The following is an 18,797-nucleotide window of genomic DNA, read 5'->3' on the forward strand; positions in this document are numbered from 1 at the left end:
TTCCCCCTCTAAAATTATCTTGGCGGTGTAATGACAATACGTTCACCGTCAAATTCCAATGTGGCACGATTATCAATGGACAGCGCCTCCAGATACTCCTTGGGCACCTGAAGTCGTCCCGCCCGATCAATGATGACAAAAGCTTCATGAATATCCGCGGCTCCTGCCTCAGACAAGCCATGCTCGTCATCCAGATTCGGATTGCGTTTCACGAACTCGGTGCTGGTTAAGCCGTCCCGAATCGCCACGATTCGGTCCACCTTACCAGCAAGGGTTAGATCATGAGTAACAATCACAATCGTAACCCCGAGCTCCTTGTTCATCTTGCGGAAAATGCCCATGATGGTATCACAGGTCTCCGAATCCACCGAACCTGTCGGCTCATCCGCAAGCAGCAGCTTGGGACGATTCGATAACGAGATGGCAATCGCCACCCGCTGCTGCTCCCCACCGGACAATTGATGCAGTTTGTTGTGCATCCGGTCCTTCAGTCCAACCCATTCCAGCAGCTGCATGGCATAGGCGCGATCTCGCTTGCCTCCCAAAATCATGGGTGTTTCCACATTCTCCAATGCTGTGAGGTATGGAAGCAGGTTACGACCGTTATTTTGCCAAATGAAGCCTACGGTATGACGTTTGTACTCCACCAATTGGGCATCTGTCATTTTCAGCAAATCCCAATCTCCGACAACGGCCGTACCGGCTGTTGGACGGTCAAGTCCTCCCAGAATGTTGAGCAAGGTAGACTTACCACTACCGCTGTTGCCGATAATAGCCATCATTTCACCTTGATTGACAGTCAGATTGAGACCTTGAAGGGCAACGACTTCCACATCGCTGGATTTAAAAATTTTGACAAGTCCTTCGCACTGGATCACGTTACCTCTCCTCTCCCATTTTGACTGCCTGGTGAACCCGCAGCCTGCGGATTTGCCACAGCAGCATTGTCGCTCCAATGACCAGCATGACCACGGTCACGCCATACAGCTGCAGCATGTCTTTCTCTTCAAATACAATTCGGAACGGAGGTACCTGTGCGGACACATTATCTGTCGTTTGCAGGAAGGGCAGGAACAGACGACTCGATACCTGACCAATGCCAATACCGAGAATGATCGAAAGTCCCGCCGTGAACACCTGCTCCAGCAGCAACATGCCGCTCAATTGCGCCCGGGATAACCCCATCGCCCGCAGAACACCGAACTGTACTACACGCCCGGATAGATTGAAGAACCAGTACAGGATATATCCGATCAGGGAAATAATGACCGACACTAAGAATCCGAGACTCAGTATGCCGAACACTCCGCCCCTTGACGGATGTTTGCCCTGGGATACCAGCTCTGTACGCACATCGCGTACTGACGATAACTCAATGCCTTCTGCTGCAAGCTTCTCCATCAACGGAGCGACTTTGGCATCCGGCTTCATCTTCAGCCAGACCTCATATGGAATCAGAGGCACCTGATCATAGATGTAATCCAGATTGGCAATGAAGAACGGCATTTGATCCGGGTACTGAGCGGGCCAGTAAGGGATAATGCCAAAAACTACAAATTCAATGGCCTGACCCTGTACACCAATGGAGACGAGGTCTCCGGTTTTGAGCTTGAATTTGTCTGCAAATTTGGAAGAGATCAATACGGCCCCTTCATATTTTCCAAGCAAGTCGAGGTACTTGTAAGGATGTGCCGGGAACAGGTCGTTGCGGAACCAAGCCACTTGAGCAAAATCCACATTGTCGATCCCCACCAGCATTCCCTGTCCACCCGATTTGCCAGAGACAATAATATTGCCTTTCGTCTGCAGCACTCTCGCTGCATGTTCTACACCATTCAAGCTGCGGAACACTTCAAAAGGTGGCTCGGAATAGATCATCTTCGTGGGTTGTGAACCACCACCCCCACCTGATCCACCTCCGCCGCCATTTCCTCCGCCTCCAGAACCACCACTACCGTTTCCTCCACCTTGCTGTCCTCCTCCTGAACCGCCGCTTTGTCCGGAACCCGTTGGCTTAACCTCAGGTGTACCTTCCCATACGGTCTGCATAATAACATCAGAACCATATCGGTATAACGTACGCTCGGTCGAGTTCAGATCAATGGTACGAGCCGCTGCCGAGTTATACACACCAAGTCCGAGTGTCAATACAAGCAGAATCATCAAAGGATAGTAAGAAGACGATGAACGCGAAAGCTGTGTGAGTGTCAGATACAATGGAACCGGGAGAAACTTGCGCCCGATCAGCTGAATGAGCTTCAAAATCCACGGGAACAACCGTAAGAAAAACAGTCCCAGTGCAAAGATGGCGAGTGCCGGAACAAAGAACAAAAACGGCTGTACCTGAAGCTGATCTGTCGTCATTCCGGTCTGGAACGTCAACATTTGCCGTTCATAGAACAAGTAATATCCATACCCCGCAAGCCCCAGCAACGCAATATCCAGAAACCAGCGCTGCCATACCGGCGCACGATCCGTACGGGCCTGTCGGCGTTTGGCCGATACAATCGTCGCCCGCGCATAGGTTATTGCCGGAATAAGCGAGGCTATGATAGCCACCAATACGGCGATAAGGCCAAGCAGGATCGCTTCTTTCGATATTCCGATCGGAATGGATTTTCGATCCACGAACGACAGGAATCCGCTGGCTGAACCGATGCTTTTCGCCATAAACCATCCAAGAAACGGTCCGATGACCAGAGCAATCGCGCCCAGGAATATACCTTCAAGCAGATAAAGAGAGAATATCTGCCGGGCAGAAGCTCCGCGACTGCGCAGAACCGCGATGTCACTTTCCTGCTTCTGCAACGACTGTCTGGCATTCATGGCTATAAAATAAAAGACCATCGCAATCATCGGTGCTGCCAGTGTGAACAGCATGGTCTGCAATTGCAGACTCTGGCTGCGGAATTGCTTCAACAGATCCCCAAAGGTGATGTCCACTTTCGTATCTTTCAACCGCTGGTACAGGTCGATATCCAGCCTTTCCAGCACAGAGGTCAGTCCCGAGAGCTGGCTCGTTTGAATCTCTTTCAGATCAAATGCATAATACCAACGTGAATTCTGAAGAGGGATCCCTTTTTCCTTTAGTAAAACATCATTAAATACCGATTCATCTACATATAGTCCGTTCATCATACCGTCAAACCCCTGCACCCAGTACGGGCTGCTAGGATCATCCGCTTTGAAAGAACCTGTAATCTTCACACGCAACGTAATATCAAGACCGCTGTAAATTGGATATTCCAGCACATCTCCGATATGCAGATCGTTACGATACATGCCCTCTTCCAGCATGACCGCTTCAATAATATCGTCCTTGACCTGGTTGCCCGGCTTCACACCCGCAGAATAATTAACCTGTGCATCGAGGCCTGTCATCGTGCCCAGGCTCATGCTGCGGACCCGGCTGGCATCCACTTTGGTTGGATCTTCCGGGTTCACTTCCGTGCTGCGGATGGAACGGGAGTTCACATACGTATGAAAAGGAAAACCGATGTCACGAGGCACATCCTCGCGAATATAGCGATCCACCTCTTCCAGACCACGTGTGTCAGTCTTCACACCACCAGGTGCCTGATAACTCATGAGCAACGAACCGGCTGGCAGTCCCTCACTGTTATCCTGCAGCGTCTGGGCCACGACCCGCTTCAGCGCACCATCGGCATACATTGGAATACTAACGGTGAACGCTACCGCCACAATTAGTCCGATCAGTGTGCTGAACGTCATCCAGCGAGTGTTCCACATTTTGCGGAACAGCAGTCGAAGCAATGGCAGCCCCATTAGCGGCCCACTACTTTCTGTCCAACGGTCAGACCTTTTAGAATTTCCACATCCGTAGATGTCTGCTGTCCGACTTCCACGTCCACTTCACGTTTGCTTCCATCACTCTCCACCACTTGCACATACGTTCTTGAACCGATGGAGCGCAAAGCAGATACAGGAATAACAATCGCGTTCTCTGTACGTTGGGTGACAATGGATACCGTTAGAGGTGTACCGCGTTCAACACCCTTGGGCATTTTCGCCAGCGAAACAATAACATATTGATCCAGGCTTTCTTTCGCTGGAGGCGTTCCTCCTTCTCCCGAACCTCCGCCGCTGCCGCTACCAGTTCCGCTTCCCGATGCTTGGGCAACAGGCATAACTTTAACTTTGCCAGCCACTTTGCCTGCACCATTAATGTCCACATCCGCCTTCATGCCAGCCGAGAACTTTTCGAGATCTTCTTTGGCAAACGTAGCTGCGACAACCAGATTGGATGTATCTGCTATGGTCGCAATCGGGTCATAGGCTTTGACAGCCGCACCTTTCTCCACCTGCACGGCAATAATTGTTCCGCCGAACGGAGCGGTCAAAGTGGCTTTACCCAATTGATCCTCCAGATCAGCCAGTTCCTGACGAAGTTCTTCAAAGGCAATCGTGGACTCTTCGAACTCCACCGGGTCCATCTCATCCCGCTTGCGAAGCGTTTCCTTCATCTGGACTTCCGATTTGCGAATCTGCAGGTTTTTGGCCCGGATCTCCTTCTCCACACTCTCTACATCTAGAACTGCGAGAAGCTGACCTTTCTTCACTTTATCCCCTGGTTTTACATTCAACTCTTTGACATGCATACCGTCCAGCGTAAAATATACCTTTTCTTCCCGCTGGCTCATCATCTTGCCACTTCCGCTTACTTTCTTCTCCAGCGTCTCCGTCCGAACTTCATACTCCGGCTTCTTGGAGATCGTTGGCGGTGTAATTGGCGGAAGCACTTCTTCCTCTGTTTCTGCCGGCAGCAAAGAGCAGCCGGACATCGTTGCAGCCACTATCGCACTAAGCACAATAAGCGCTGCGCGTTTCCCCCTCTTCGGAGCGGCCCCTTTACTTGATAAATCTGCCGTCCGCCATTTCATAAACATGGTCCGCAACCTCCAAAATCGTAGGATCGTGTGTAGTCATACAGATCGTTACTTGTTCAACTTCGATAATATTGCGAAATACAGCCATCACCTGTGCTCCCATTTTGGAATCGAGTTCAGCTGTCGGCTCATCCGCGAGCAATAATCTTGGTCTGTGCGCTATCGCCTTGGCGATGGCCACACGCTGCTGCTCTCCCCCGGACATCTCGAATGGACGGTGCTTGACCCGTTTGGTTAGTCCAACCAGATCCAGACAATGACCTACCCGGTCCTTCCATTCCGAACGCGGCACGTCCGCCATGCGCAGCGACAGCTCTACATTTTCCCAGGCAGACAACAAGGGCATCAGCGCATACGCCTGAAAAATAAAACCAATTTCCCTGCGTCGCAAAGCGGTCCGCCGCCGGTCTCCCCAATCCTGAAGAGGCTGGCCAGAGAACAGGATATCTCCACTTGAAGGCTGATCAAGCCCGCCCAGCATATTGAGCAGCGTCGTTTTCCCTGAGCCTGATCGCCCTTTCAACATCACCAGCTGTTGCGGGTTCACTTCCATATCAATGCCTTTGAGCACATGAATAATGCGGCTTCCTGTCTGGAAGCTGCGATGAACATTGCGAACCTCCAGCACGGGCCCATCATATGGAGGCAACAGATCCTTCTTGGAAGACTGGGAGTTCACTTCAGGTTCAGCTGCTGCCACCGCAACCTCCTCCTGGCTTGTGTCACTGGTTATGTCGTGCGAGTCGATGGATGGGTTCTGTGGTTCACTTATGTATGCCGATTCCTCCTGCCCAACGGGTTCCTGCTGCTCCGTTGGTTCGACTGCGCTGTCCTCGCCTGACTGGCTCTTGGCAGGTCTGATTTTGGAAAATAACTTCTTCATGCCAGCAATCACGCTCATCCTTTCTTCATATCCCGTTTACTTCATCAAGACACTAAAAATAGAAATCTATTCCATACTACACTGCATTATAAACGACGGATCACAACTAAAAGTTACAAGCTTTTTACAACGTTCCCGTGAAAAAGTTAATATTTTGATGAACAAACCAAAAAAGCACCCCGAAGTGCGGGATGCCTCTTGAATATTCGATGAATTTGCCTCTATGGCGGCAATCATTACAATTTTGATACCGTTCACAAGCAAACCGTTCAATCCACTGTGAATGATATTATTTTCCAAATGAAGAAGGATCTTCACGCCAGGATTTGAGCAGTTCAAAATCACTCTCCTGGATCGTGCCCTCAGCCAACGCCACATCCATCAAAGCAGTGTAATTGGACAGGGTTTGCAGCGGGATTCCCGCTTCTTCAAAAGCCTTAATGCCTTTGTCCAGCTGATAGCTGAAAATGGCCAATACTGTAAGGGGAGTCGCCCCGGCTACACGTACCGCTTCTGCCGCTTTGATTGAACTGCCCCCTGTCGAGATCAGGTCTTCAATAACAACAACCTTTTGTCCCTCGGTGATCAGACCTTCAATCAGGTTCTCTTTGCCATGTCCTTTGGCTTTATCACGAATGTAAGCCATCGGCAGATTCAGCTTTTGCGCGACCCAGGCAGCATGCGGGATACCTGCGGTTGCAGTACCTGCGATGACTTCTGCATCGGGATATTGAGCACGAATGATCGCAGCAAAGGCTTCAGCGATGTCGTTGCGAATCTCGGGATAAGACATCGTTAAGCGGTTATCACAATAGATTGGTGATTTGATGCCGGATGTCCAGGTGAATGGCTGCTGCGGACGCAGCGCCACCGCTTTAATTTTTAACAGTTGGGAAGCAATATGGTTAGGAATCTCAGTAAGTTCGATCATGCATTCAACATCTCCTTCAAAATGGTTTCTGCCGCTTCACGCGGATGGGGAGCGCCCGTAATTGGTCTGCCTACAACGATGTAATGACTGCCTCTGGCAATGGCTTCACCCGGCGTCAGGACACGAGTCTGGTCTCCCAGGCCACTTCCTGCTGGACGAATGCCTGGTGTGACCGTGTGAAAATCACTGCCACAAGCTGCGCGGATCGCAGGTACTTCCAGCGGGGAAGCAACAACACCATCAAGACCTGCCTCATGGGCCAGTCCTGCATAACGGACTACCGCTGCCTCAACACTTCCCTGGATGCCGATCTCGGTATTCATCGTTTCCTGACTTGTACTGGTCAGCTGAGTAACTGCAATAATCTCAGGTTTACGTAGGGATGGATCAGCAGCTAGAGCCGCCTCTGCCCCTTCACGGGCAGCACGCATCATGCTTGTACCTCCAGCTGCATGCACATTGAACATATCCACACCCAGACGAGTTATGCTTTCAGCACCCCCACGAACCGTGTTTGGAATATCATGCATCTTCACATCAAGGAATACCGAGTATCCCTTCGACTTTAATTCCCGAATGAAGTCCGGGCCAGCGGCGTAAAAGAGCTGCATGCCCACCTTCAGATAACAGGGAATGCCTTCGAGGGCCTTTACCAATTCCTGAGCCTGCTCCGCTCCGGGATAATCGAGTGCCACCATCAGACGGCCAGCCATTTCGTTGAAATTCGGGTGATTCATTTACCAGCGCTCCTTCCAAAAGCTTCATTTTTCCGTTTTTGCCCGATATAAAGGACATCCCGCCAGCCCGAAGGCTGACTGATGTCCTTGATCAGTGACAAATCGTCTTATTTATTGTACAAGAGCTGGCATAGCCTCAGAGGAGAAGTTGATCGTTTGCAGCATGATCAACAGGGCACGGATAGTATCCAGTGAAGTCATACATACAATGCCGTTCTCTACCGCCTCACGACGAATACGGAATCCGTCACGCTGCGGGGTTTTGCCTTTGGTTAGCGTGTTGAACACAAAGTTTGCTTCGCCGCTGCGAATCATATCGAGAATGTTTGGTGAACCTTCACTTAATTTGTTCACCGTCGTCACCGGAATGTTCGCTGCTTCGAGCGCAGCTGCCGTGCCTCCAGTAGCCATGATTTTATATCCCAGTCTATAGAAACCTTCAAGCAGTGGAACAGCTTCCTCTTTGTCTTTATCCGCTACCGTTACCACGATTGCTCCGGTGGCCGGGATCTTCATGCCTGCACCGATGAGACCTTTGAACAATGCTTTGGCGTAATTCGGGTCACGCCCCATAACCTCACCTGTGGATTTCATCTCAGGTCCAAGCGTTGGCTCCACACGACGCAGCTTCGCGAAGGAGAAGACCGGAACTTTTACCGAAACATGATCCGACTCAGGCCACAGACCGTCTACATAACCGAGGTCTTTCAGCTTCACGCCCAGAATGGCTTGTGTTGCCAGGTTCGCCATCGGAATGTTGGTTACTTTGCTCAGGAAAGGAACTGTACGGGATGAACGCGGGTTCACCTCGATGATGTACACTTGGCCATCATGGATAACAAACTGGATATTCACCAAACCGATCGTTTTCAGTTCTTTTGCAATCTTGATTGTAATCTCTACAATTTTCTCTTTCAGATCCTGGGACAGGTGCTGTGGCGGATAAACCGCGATGGAGTCACCAGAGTGAACCCCTGCGCGCTCGATATGCTCCATAATACCCGGAATCAATACCGTTTCACCATCACAGATCGCGTCAACCTCAACCTCTTTACCCATCATATAGCGGTCAATCAGGACCGGATGCTCCGGATTGATTTTAACCGCCTGTTCCATATATGTCAGCAATTCGGCATCGGAGTATACAATCTCCATCGCACGACCGCCGAGTACGTAGGAAGGACGAACCAGTACCGGATAACCCAGGCTTTGAGCCGTTTCGACCGCATCGTCTACCGAAATAACTGTTTTACCTTTTGGTTGTGCAATTTCTAGACGGGAGAGCAGACGCTCAAACTTCTTGCGATCCTCTGCCTCGTCAATGTTTTCCAAATCTGTTCCGAGAATCGTGACCCCAGCGGCACGCAGTGGTGCTGCCAGGTTAATTGCCGTTTGACCACCAAACTGTACGATTACACCTACAGGCTGTTCCTGTTCGATAACGTTCATTACATCTTCGAAGAACAGGGGTTCAAAGTACAGGCGATCCGATGTATTAAAGTCCGTAGACACCGTCTCCGGGTTGTTATTGATGATAACTGCTTCATAGCCTGCTTTTTGCAGAGCCCATACCGCATGTACCGTCGAGTAGTCGAACTCAATCCCTTGACCGATCCGGATTGGACCGGAACCAAGAACGACGACTTTTTTCTTATCTGAAGGAATGACTTCATTCTCAGTTTCGTAAGTAGAGTAGTAATATGGCGTTGTTGCTTCAAATTCAGCTGCGCATGTATCTACCATTTTGTAGACTGGGCGAAGGTTTTCCTCTTCACGGCGTGCTCTGACTTCAGCTTCTTTTGTCAACGTACCTCCTGGCTGACCTTCAGCACGCAGCTCAGCAATGGCACGGTCAGTGAAGCCCAGACGCTTCGCTTGATACAGAGTTTCGGAAGACAATTCGGATTCCTCACGAATGCGATCTTCGAAACCGACCAGCCCTTCGAGTTTATCCAGGAACCACCAATCAATTTTCGTCAGATCCTGAAGCTGTTGTAAGGTATAACCTCTGCGGAAGGCTTCAGCGATCAGGAAGATACGCTCATCGTCAGCTTTGACCAAACGCTCGTTCAGCGTTTCTTCATCAAGTGTTTCCGCATCTTTCAGATACAGACGGTGTACACCGATTTCCAGGGAACGAACCGCTTTGTGAATCGACTCTTCGAATGTCCGGCCAATCGCCATAACTTCGCCTGTCGCTTTCATCTGTGTACCCAGTTTGCGGTTCGCCGAGATAAACTTGTCGAACGGCCAGCGTGGGATTTTGCTCACGATATAGTCCAGTGTTGGCTCAAAGCATGCATATGTTTGGCCCGTTACCGGGTTCACGATTTCGTCCAGTGTGTAACCCATGGCAATTTTGGCAGCCATCTTGGCAATCGGATAACCCGTTGCTTTGGAAGCCAGTGCCGAAGAGCGGCTTACCCGTGGGTTAACTTCGATAACATAGTATTGGAAGCTGTGCGGATCAAGTGCAAACTGTACGTTACATCCACCTTCGATGTTGAGGGCACGGATGATTTTCAGGGAAGCTGAGCGCAGCATTTGATATTCACGGTCAGACAGCGTTTGGCTTGGTGCCACAACGATACTGTCACCGGTATGAACACCTACCGGGTCAAAGTTTTCCATGTTGCAGACGACGATACAGTTATCGTTTTTGTCCCGCATAACCTCGTACTCGACTTCTTTCATACCTGCGATACTCTTCTCAACCAAACATTGACCGATCGGGCTATAACGAATACCTGCTACGACTGTCTCGCGCAGTTCTTCTTCGTTGGCACAGATCCCGCCGCCTGTTCCGCCAAGCGTGTAAGCCGGACGAACGATGATTGGATAACCAATCTCATTGGCAAAATCAAGTGATTCCTCAAGTGTTGTTACAATTACACTCTCAGGTACAGGCTGTTCCAGTTCACGCATCAGATCACGGAACAGATCACGGTCTTCCGCTTTCTCAATGGATGTGAGCTGTGTTCCGAGCAATTTGACATTCTCACGTTCAAGGACGCCGGCACGTGCCAGTTCCACCGCCATGTTCAGACCCGTTTGACCACCAAGGGTTGGCAGCAAACCGTCTGGACGTTCCTGACGAATAATTTGCGTTACAAAATCAAGTGTAATGGGCTCAATGTATACTTTGTCAGCCATGTTGGTATCTGTCATAATCGTAGCCGGGTTGCTGTTGATGAGTACAACTTCCACGCCTTCTTCTTTCAGTGCCTGGCATGCTTGTGTACCGGCATAGTCGAACTCGGCCGCTTGACCGATGACGATTGGACCTGAACCAATCACCAGGATTTTTTTGAGATCTTTGTTAATCGGCATGTTATTGTGCTCCTTTCACTGCGGCTGCCAGTACGGCTTGACGCGGCTGTTGCGGGTGAGTAATCTTGTGCTCCCGAATCATCTCGATAAAGCGGTCGAACAGATAGCTGTTATCATACGGTCCTGGCGCTGCTTCCGGGTGGTACTGAACGGAAAACGCCGGGAATGTTTTATGTTTCAGACCTTCAATGGTCTTATCGTTATTGTTGATATGTGTCACTTCAAGCTCCGTATTTTTCACGGATTCTTCGTTTACGGTGTAACCGTGGTTCTGAGATGTGATGAAGCAACGTCCGCTCTCCAGTTCTTTAACCGGGTGGTTTCCGCCGCGGTGACCAAACTTGAGTTTCTCTGTGTCTGCTCCTGCCGCCAGTGCGAACAGTTGGTGACCCAGGCAGATTCCGAAGATCGGATATTCACCGAGCAGTTCACTGATCATTTTAACCGCGTGAGGTACGTCTTTCGGGTCCCCAGGGCCGTTGGACAGCTGAATTCCATCCGGGTTCATGCGGCGGATTTCGTCTGCTGTTACATCATGCGGAACTACGACAACGTCACAGTTGCGTTTGCTGAGTTCACGCAAAATCCCTGTTTTTGCACCGTAGTCAACCAATACAATGCGTTCAGCCGTTCCCGGGCTGTTGTAGACATGCTGAGTAGAAGTCATAGGAACCTGGTTACGCAGTTCAGCGATGCTGGTGTCTTCCATCATCTCCAGCAACTCTTCCACAGGTTTCGATCCTGTTGTGAGAATTCCTTTCATTGTACCGTGGTGACGAATCCGGCGAGTCAGCATCCGTGTATCAATTTCGCTGATTCCTACGATGCCATACTCTTTAAGCAAATCGTCTACGCTGTATTCCGCACGCCAGTTGCTTGGTGTTGGCTCATGACGGCGTACCACAAAACCGTGTACGAACGGACGAATCGACTCGAAGTCGTCACGCGTAATACCGTAGTTACCAATCAGCGGATACGTCATGGTTACGATTTGACCGCAATAAGAAGGATCCGAAAGCACTTCTTGATAGCCTGTAATTCCCGTATTAAAAACGACCTCACCTGTTGTTTCACCTTCAGCACCGAATGCTTTTCCGGTGAACAGTGTGCCGTCTTCCAACAATAATCTTGCCTGTGCCTGCATCCCATTTCACTCCTCTGTGTTTATCAACGTTGAATACTTTGAGTTGAACATGGGGGACGTTACGTTTGGTGCGGCTCCGTGGGCAGAAAACCCTTTGATCGCTGTTATCCCCGGATTACTTTGATCCCATTCTTCAAATGGTGTAATCCGGTGATAAAGGCGAACGCTTTGCTTCTTCGGGTTCTTTCTGCCCACTCCGCAGTTACGTTGGTGTCCATGTTCAAAAGCATTATTCAACTCTTCTTTGTTTCGTATATTGAATTCTCGGCATGGTCTGCCTTGAGTTAGTTGTAAAGATGTTAATGGTGTATAGGTTGTAGATTAAGAGTTATTAAGAGTTATTAAGAGTTATTAAGAGCTTTTTGATGTAAAGTTTATTGATTTACTAAGTACTGATTTATTGTTGGACCGTGTTGTTCCACACGCTTTTACCGTCCACCCATGTCTGTACCGGCCAGCCTTTCAGCTTCCAGCCTGTGAATGGCGTGTTTCTTCCTTTGGTAGCAAAAGCTGCCGGATCAACCACTTGTTCCTGATTCAGATCAATCATGGTGATGTCCGCAGGTGCTCCCTCTTCCAGCTTACCAGTATCCAGTCGGAATACCCGTGCCGGGTCAGCTGTCATGCGTTTGACGAGGAAGTCTAGGCTCCAGAGCCCTGTTTCCACAAACTTCGTGTACAACAGCGGGAAGGCTGTTTCGAATCCGACGATACCGAACGGTGCCAGCTCCATGCCTTTTGCCTTCTCTTCTTCGCTGTGCGGCGCGTGGTCCGTAACGATCATGTCCAGCGTTCCGTCCAGCAAACCTTCGATACAAGCTTGCACATCGCGTGGTGAACGAAGAGGCGGGTTCATCTTCCAGTTGGCATCCATGCCCGGGATATCTTCATCGGACAATACCAGATGGTGCGGACATACCTCAGCAGTGACTTTAATGCCGATGGACTTCGCCAAGCGAATCAGGCGAACCGACTGCTCTGTACTTACGTGGCAGACGTGGTAGTGAACTCCCGTTGCTTCTGCAAGCAGGATATCACGACCTACGTGGATAGCCTCGGATTCATTCGGGATACCTTTGATACCGTGACGCTTCGAAAACTCGCCTTCCGTCACATATCCACCGACTACCAATGAGTCGTCTTCGCAGTGAGCGATGACTGGCATATCCATGCTTGCTGCAAGGCTCATGGCATCTTTCATCATTTGAGCGTTTTGTACGCCTACACCATCATCCGTGAATCCAATCGCACCAGCTTCTTTCAATGCGGCAAAATTCGTAAGTTCACGTCCAAGCTCGTTTTTCGTAATAGCTGCATAAGGCAGCACTTTAACCAGGTCGGCTTCTTTGGCTTTATCCAAAACCAACTTAACGACATCCGCATTGTCGGTTACCGGTCTTGTGTTTGGCATGCAGGCAATCGTTGTAAAACCGCCTTGCGCTGCCGAACGGGCACCTGTTTCGATCGTCTCTTTATGCTCGAATCCAGGTTCACGCAGATGCACGTGCATATCAATCAAACCGGGGATAACCAGTTTGCCTGAAGCATCGGTGACGTTATGCGCTGATTGCTCTGCTTTCAGTACCGCTTCATCTTCCACTCCAGCGATCTTTTGAATTTTTCCTTCATCTATAATAATCGTTTTCCGTTCAAGTTCCCCTTGTTGATTCAAGATGTTCGCGTTTTTTATAATCTGTAGCATAATTGCCCTCCGCTTCGATTCTGTCCGACTTGCCAGACAAGCCGGATGATTTTTATCGTGTACGCTCACATTGCTCTATAAGAACTTCCGTCCCGTCAGCCTATGACCCACAGCCAGACCCTGTTACAGTTTCATCGCGCGTTCCATGACCGCCATGCGGATTGGAACACCGTTAGCCATCTGCGGGAAGATCCGCGATGCTGCGCTCTCCACTACCGCGTCATCTACCTCGACATTGCGGTTCACAGGAGCAGGGTGCATGATAATGGTACTTGGTTTCAGGCGTGACGCCCGCTCTTCCGTCAATCCATAGTGTTCGCGATAATCCTCAGCCGAAGTAATCAGGCCGTGTTTATGACGTTCCAGTTGAACTCTTAGCATCATGACTACATCCGCATCGAGTGCTTCTTCCAGACCAACATAAGGCGCGTGTTCTGCGAGCTCCGGTGCCTGCATCGTTTGCGGCGCGCAGAAACGCACATCCGCACCAAACTTTTGCAGTGCCCACAGATTGGAGCGGGCTACCCGGCTGTGCAGGATGTCTCCGATGATCGACACACGCAAACCTTTCAGTTCACCAAATGCCTTCCGCATCGTGTAGAGATCCAGCAGCGCTTGTGTGGGATGCTCGTTATTCCCATCTCCGGCATTCACCAGTGGAACATTTACTTTCTGAGCCAGTTGTTGTAAAACACCCGATGGTTTCAACCGAATTACCCCAGCGTCAATGCCCATAGACTCCAGTGTGCGTACCGTATCATAGATGGATTCACCTTTCTCCACGCTTGATGCAGCCGCCGTGAAGTTCAGCACTTGTGCACCCAGACGTTTCTCAGCCATCTCAAACGAGAAGCGAGTGCGCGTGCTGTTCTCGAAGAACATGTTGGCTACAAAGTGCGATTCCAGTACTGGAACCAGTTTCTCCTTCTGCGCTTCCCAGTGTGCTGCTCTGTTCAGAATGGATTCGATCTCATCGCGACTAAGTTCCTTAAGGCCAAGCAAGCTCCGGTCCTTCAATGCAGGTTGTGTAATCATCATGCCTGTTCCCCCCGGTTCTGAATGATTTTGACCTCGTCCGTTCCGTCCGTTTCGATGAGTGCAACCTCGATCTCCTCTGATTTGGAAGTTGGTACATTCTTGCCGATAAAATCAGGTCGAATCGGAAGTTCCCGGTGTCCACGATCCGCGAGAACTGCCAGCTGAATGTTCTGTGGTCTTCCACAGTCCATCAGGGCATCCATCGCTGCGCGAATCGTCCGTCCGGTATAGAGCACATCATCGAACAAAATCACTTTTTTGTTATGAATCGAAAGTGATTCAGGGGTCATCGTCAACAGTTCCTTGCGATTCGCTTTATTTTCATCCAAGCGATCATCGCGATAAGGGGTCACATCGAGCTCTCCCCAAGGGATCGGTGTACCTTCGATTTCTTCAATCTTGGCGGCAATCCGTTCAGCGAGGTATACACCCCGTGTTCGAATACCGATCAGCACACAGCCCTCAATGCCTTTGTTTTTTTCCAAAATCTCATGGGCAATCCGTGTTAATGCGCGGCGGATCGCGGTTTCATCCATAATGACATGTGTCTCTGTGCTCATGCGTTCAGCCTCCTCAGGATTTACCTTTCAGATCATGGCCCCGTGACGAGGAGAACAAAAAAGACTCCTTGCCGTGTTTATTGGCAAGGAGTCTCCGAACTTCAGACCGCTCTGAAGAAAGTTTACTCTCGGGATGCATCGCTTCATTTGCCGCAGCAAAAAGACGATGTATCGTTCACGTTACCTTGCCAGTCTCACGGGACTGATTTAAAGGTGCTATTCATGTCGTTCATATTGCAGGACCTCACAGGGTTCTGTATTCAATATGTCCGTTTATCTTCATGAATTATGACAGAAAGACAACTCCCTGTCAACACCTCAACATCACAGGCGAAATTCATCTACTGTATTCCTCTTAGAATCAGCAGTTCGGCTGAAAAACATCCAAACACATCACATTTCATTCGTTATTCATAATTATACAATAAAACTGTATATTTATCCATAAGAAATTAAGGAGAATCTTACAGCCAAAATAATCCTCCGACTATTTTTAACGTGGAGACAGAGCCCTCCCTTTTAAAACATTCGGTGAGTTCAGCCTTAACTCCCTTAAGTTTTAATAACATATTTAATGTGATCCATATCTTCAAATTCTAGAGTTCAACGTCCAGAAACACGGAATACATAAAGGCTCTGCATTAGTACGCTGTGAAATGGGTAAAGTTTATAAACATGAAACAATTCATTGAAGCTGCAATAAAGCCGATATACATAAGGATTTACAAATATGCGACATAGAAATAAGATAAGATCTACATTTATTTACATTTAGGAGGAAGTTATGCGTCACATTTGGCATGTTTACAAAACAGACTGGTTGCATATTTTAAAGGTTCCCACAGGTATATTTCTAATTGTGGCTATTATTTTACTGCCGGGAGTGTATGACTGGGTTAACGTAAAATCTGTCTGGGACCCGTACAGTAACACCCAAGGGATCAAAATTGCGGTGACAACCGAAGACAAAGGTGCGACTGTTGCGGGAACCAGCGTCAATATCGGGGACGAACTGGTATCCAGCCTGAAACAGAATGAAAAACTGGGATGGACTTTTGTGAACCAGGCTGAGGCTGAACGGGGTGTGCAAACAGGAGAGTATTATGCAAGCCTACTCATTCCCGAGGACTTTTCATCCAAAATTACAGGCATTGTTGACGGGAAGCTGGAGCGCCCAGAGGTAATCTATACCGTTAATGAAAAGGTTAATGCCATTGCTCCAAAAATCACAGGCTCCGGTGTATCTGCGATAACAACACAAATCAATGAAAATTTCACTGAAGCCGTCAGTCAGGCTGTTCTAACCAAGTTGAAGGAAGCCGGAGTTGAAATCAATGCCCAGCTTCCAACTTTGCGCAAGATGGAGAATGGCATTTTCACGCTGGAGAAAAATCTTCCGGCTATACAGTCCGCAGGTCAAAAGGTACTGGAAGTGGAAAAAGCCATGCCTGGTATTGTCAAAGATGCTCAAAAGATCGTCGAAATCGAAAAAAAACTTCCCGAAATTAATGAAGCCGCACAGTATGTGCTCAAGGTGCAGGAGTATTGGCCACAAATTAATGATGCGGCATCCGAGGTGTTGGCTATTCAGGGACGGATTCCCGATATTCAAAAAGCCGTAGAACGTATTCGGGAAGTAGATGCAAACTTTGGTCAGGTATCAGGTGTCATCCAAACGGCCCTGGACAAAACCGACAAAGCTCTGTCTATCGTAACCGCCGCAGAGCAAGATCTGGATAAAGTATCACAAATCGCTGGTAACGGGATTGAGCTGGCCGAAGGATTGAATCAGTTTGTAGATTCCAGTGAAGAAGCGTTTCAGGCTATAGGCCCGGCGATCCGGCAAAACCTGCTGCTGGTGCAGCAAATCGCAAACGCTGCAGGAGATGTATTTGGGCAATTGCAAAATACGGATCTTAACAAGCTGCCGACACCAGAAGATCTGGACCGGATCGCTGCCCGCTTGGGGATTGCGGTAAAACTCGTTGACAGTATGGCGGAATTACTCAGCAAAATCGACAATTTGCTTCCTAGCCATCCACTGAGCAATAAAATTACGCAACTGAACACCATTTCTGATAAACTTCAGCTGCAAATCCGCCTGGCTGGGATCATCAGTGATGCGATGCGTCGTAATACAACTCCGCCTGCAGACGTCATCGCTCAGTTAAATGCCCTCTCCAAGGACATTAGCAGCGGGATTGGCAATATCCTGAACACCTACGATAGCGAAATATCACCTGCACTTGCGGCTGGTGCGGATAAACTCAGGTCTATCCTCTCCACTTCAGCAGATGCACTACAGGGGGCCAGAGATCGAATTCCGGATATTAAGGACATTCTTGCGTCAGCCAAAGAAGGGATTACGTTTGGGCAGACCGAGCTTACTAAAATCCAGAGCGAACTGCCTCAAATACAATCTAAGATCCATGAAATATCGGAGACACTCGCAAACAAAAGTGAAGGCTTTATCCAAGCTTTGAACACGGTGTCTTCATTAATTCGGAACGATCTGCCCAAGCTGGGAACCAAGCTGAACGAAGCGGCTGATTTTGTTCGGAACGATCTGCCTAATGCCGAGAAACAGATCGGCAAGGCATCCGATTTTGTACAGAACCAGCTGCCAGAGGTCGAAAAAGGAGTACATCGTGTTGCCACGCTTGTACGTGATGACCTGCCCGCACTGGAAAGTGCCATCAGCAAGGCTGCAGACAAGCTTAGGGAAGTGGAAGGCAATAACCAGTTTGCCGAACTCGCCAAACTTTTGCGCGGAGACATTGAAGAAGAGAGTGCTTTCCTTGCAAGTCCAGTACAAATCAAGGAACAGCAGCTTTACCCGATTCCGAATTATGGATCGGCCATGTCACCATTTTATGGCGTGCTGTCCTTGTGGGTTGGTTCAACGCTGCTGATTTCCCTGCTTCGTGCCGAAGCTGAAAATCCAGAAGGCAAGTTCAGGGGATATGAGTTGTATCTCGGACGTCTTGCAACTTTTCTGACCATTGGATTGCTTCAAGCGGTATGTGTCAGTCTGGGAGACATCCTGATTCTCGGAACCTATGTCGCAGATAAGCTGTGGTTTGTCCTGTTTGCCATGCTTGTGAGTGCCGTGTTTGTCACCATAACGTACACCCTGCTGTCCGTTTTTGGGAATATCGGCAAAGGGATCGCCATCATCTTCATGGTGTTCCAGTTCTCCAGCTCCGGCGGTACATTCCCGATCAGCATGACATCGCCCTTTTTCCAGGCATTGAATCCGTTCATGCCCTTCACGTATGCGATCAGTCTGCTGCGTGAGTCGGTCGGCGGTATCCTGTGGTCGACAGCCATCAAGGATATTCTGTGGCTGTGCATGTTCATCGCGCTGAGTCTCATTGTTGCCCTCGCTTTGAAACGTCCACTCAGCAGTCTGACTAAACGTTCAGCCGAGAATGCCAAGAAGACCAAAATTATTGCTTAAATCGTCCGAGCGACCCTCTGTGTCATGAACGCAGAGGGTCCTTTGGTTTTTTAAACCAACCTGCACATACCGAATGAATCATGCTCAAAGAGACAAGGCCATTGG

Annotated in this window: 12 protein-coding genes; 1 reads left to right on the forward strand and 11 read right to left on the reverse strand. The window is 49.3% G+C overall.

Going from position 1 to position 18,797, the window contains the following annotated elements:
• Nucleotides 1-14: 14 nt before the first annotated feature.
• The 11 genes from P364_RS0116585 to pyrR form a co-directional block, all read right to left on the reverse strand.
• A complete protein-coding gene (locus tag P364_RS0116585) occupies nucleotides 15-878 on the reverse strand; it encodes an ABC transporter ATP-binding protein (RefSeq protein ID WP_024631213.1) in 864 nt (287 codons plus the stop codon).
• Nucleotide 879: 1 nt separating this feature from the next.
• Nucleotides 880-3,786, reverse strand: coding sequence for an ABC transporter permease (locus tag P364_RS0116590; protein WP_024631214.1), 2,907 nt, complete (start codon nucleotides 3,784-3,786; stop codon nucleotides 880-882).
• On the reverse strand, nucleotides 3,786-4,907 hold the full coding sequence (locus tag P364_RS0116595; RefSeq protein ID WP_024631215.1) for an efflux RND transporter periplasmic adaptor subunit: 1,122 nt from the start codon (nucleotides 4,905-4,907) through the stop codon (nucleotides 3,786-3,788). Before P364_RS0116595 ends, P364_RS0116590 begins: the two co-directional genes overlap by 1 nt.
• Nucleotides 4,870-5,808 (reverse strand): ABC transporter ATP-binding protein, encoded by a 939-nt coding sequence (locus P364_RS0116600; RefSeq protein WP_024631216.1) that lies wholly within the window; start codon nucleotides 5,806-5,808, stop codon nucleotides 4,870-4,872. The genes P364_RS0116595 and P364_RS0116600 overlap by 38 nt, the downstream gene beginning before the upstream one ends.
• Nucleotides 5,809-6,079: 271 nt before the next feature.
• Nucleotides 6,080-6,721: an orotate phosphoribosyltransferase gene (gene pyrE, locus P364_RS0116605; RefSeq protein WP_024631217.1), complete on the reverse strand. Its 642-nt coding sequence runs from the start codon at nucleotides 6,719-6,721 to the stop codon at nucleotides 6,080-6,082.
• Nucleotides 6,718-7,458, reverse strand: coding sequence for an orotidine-5'-phosphate decarboxylase (pyrF, locus tag P364_RS0116610; RefSeq protein ID WP_024631218.1), 741 nt, complete (start codon nucleotides 7,456-7,458; stop codon nucleotides 6,718-6,720). The genes pyrE and pyrF overlap by 4 nt, the downstream gene beginning before the upstream one ends.
• Nucleotides 7,459-7,569: 111 nt before the next feature.
• Entirely contained in the window at nucleotides 7,570-10,788 is a 3,219-nt protein-coding gene (carB, locus tag P364_RS0116615) for a carbamoyl-phosphate synthase large subunit (RefSeq protein WP_024631219.1), read from the reverse strand.
• 1 nt (nucleotide 10,789) lies between these two features.
• Nucleotides 10,790-11,932, reverse strand: a complete 1,143-nt coding sequence (gene carA / locus P364_RS0116620; protein WP_024631220.1) for a glutamine-hydrolyzing carbamoyl-phosphate synthase small subunit — start codon at nucleotides 11,930-11,932, stop codon at nucleotides 10,790-10,792.
• A gap of 397 nt (nucleotides 11,933-12,329) precedes the next feature.
• On the reverse strand, nucleotides 12,330-13,634 hold the full coding sequence (locus P364_RS0116625) for a dihydroorotase (RefSeq protein ID WP_024631221.1): 1,305 nt from the start codon (nucleotides 13,632-13,634) through the stop codon (nucleotides 12,330-12,332).
• A gap of 123 nt (nucleotides 13,635-13,757) precedes the next feature.
• Entirely contained in the window at nucleotides 13,758-14,669 is a 912-nt protein-coding gene (locus P364_RS0116630; protein WP_094939311.1) for an aspartate carbamoyltransferase catalytic subunit, read from the reverse strand.
• Nucleotides 14,669-15,232 (reverse strand): bifunctional pyr operon transcriptional regulator/uracil phosphoribosyltransferase PyrR, encoded by a 564-nt coding sequence (gene pyrR, locus P364_RS0116635; RefSeq protein WP_024631223.1) that lies wholly within the window; start codon nucleotides 15,230-15,232, stop codon nucleotides 14,669-14,671. The genes P364_RS0116630 and pyrR overlap by 1 nt, the downstream gene beginning before the upstream one ends.
• Before the next feature lie 784 nt (nucleotides 15,233-16,016).
• On the opposite strand from pyrR, the gene P364_RS0116640 reads away from it, so the two are divergent.
• A complete protein-coding gene (locus P364_RS0116640) occupies nucleotides 16,017-18,692 on the forward strand; it encodes a YhgE/Pip domain-containing protein (RefSeq protein WP_024631224.1) in 2,676 nt (891 codons plus the stop codon).
• The last annotated feature ends 105 nt before the right edge of the window (nucleotides 18,693-18,797 follow it).

It is taken from the genome of Paenibacillus sp. MAEPY2 (genome assembly GCF_000499205.1).
Classification (GTDB): domain Bacteria; phylum Bacillota; class Bacilli; order Paenibacillales; family Paenibacillaceae; genus Paenibacillus; species Paenibacillus vandeheii.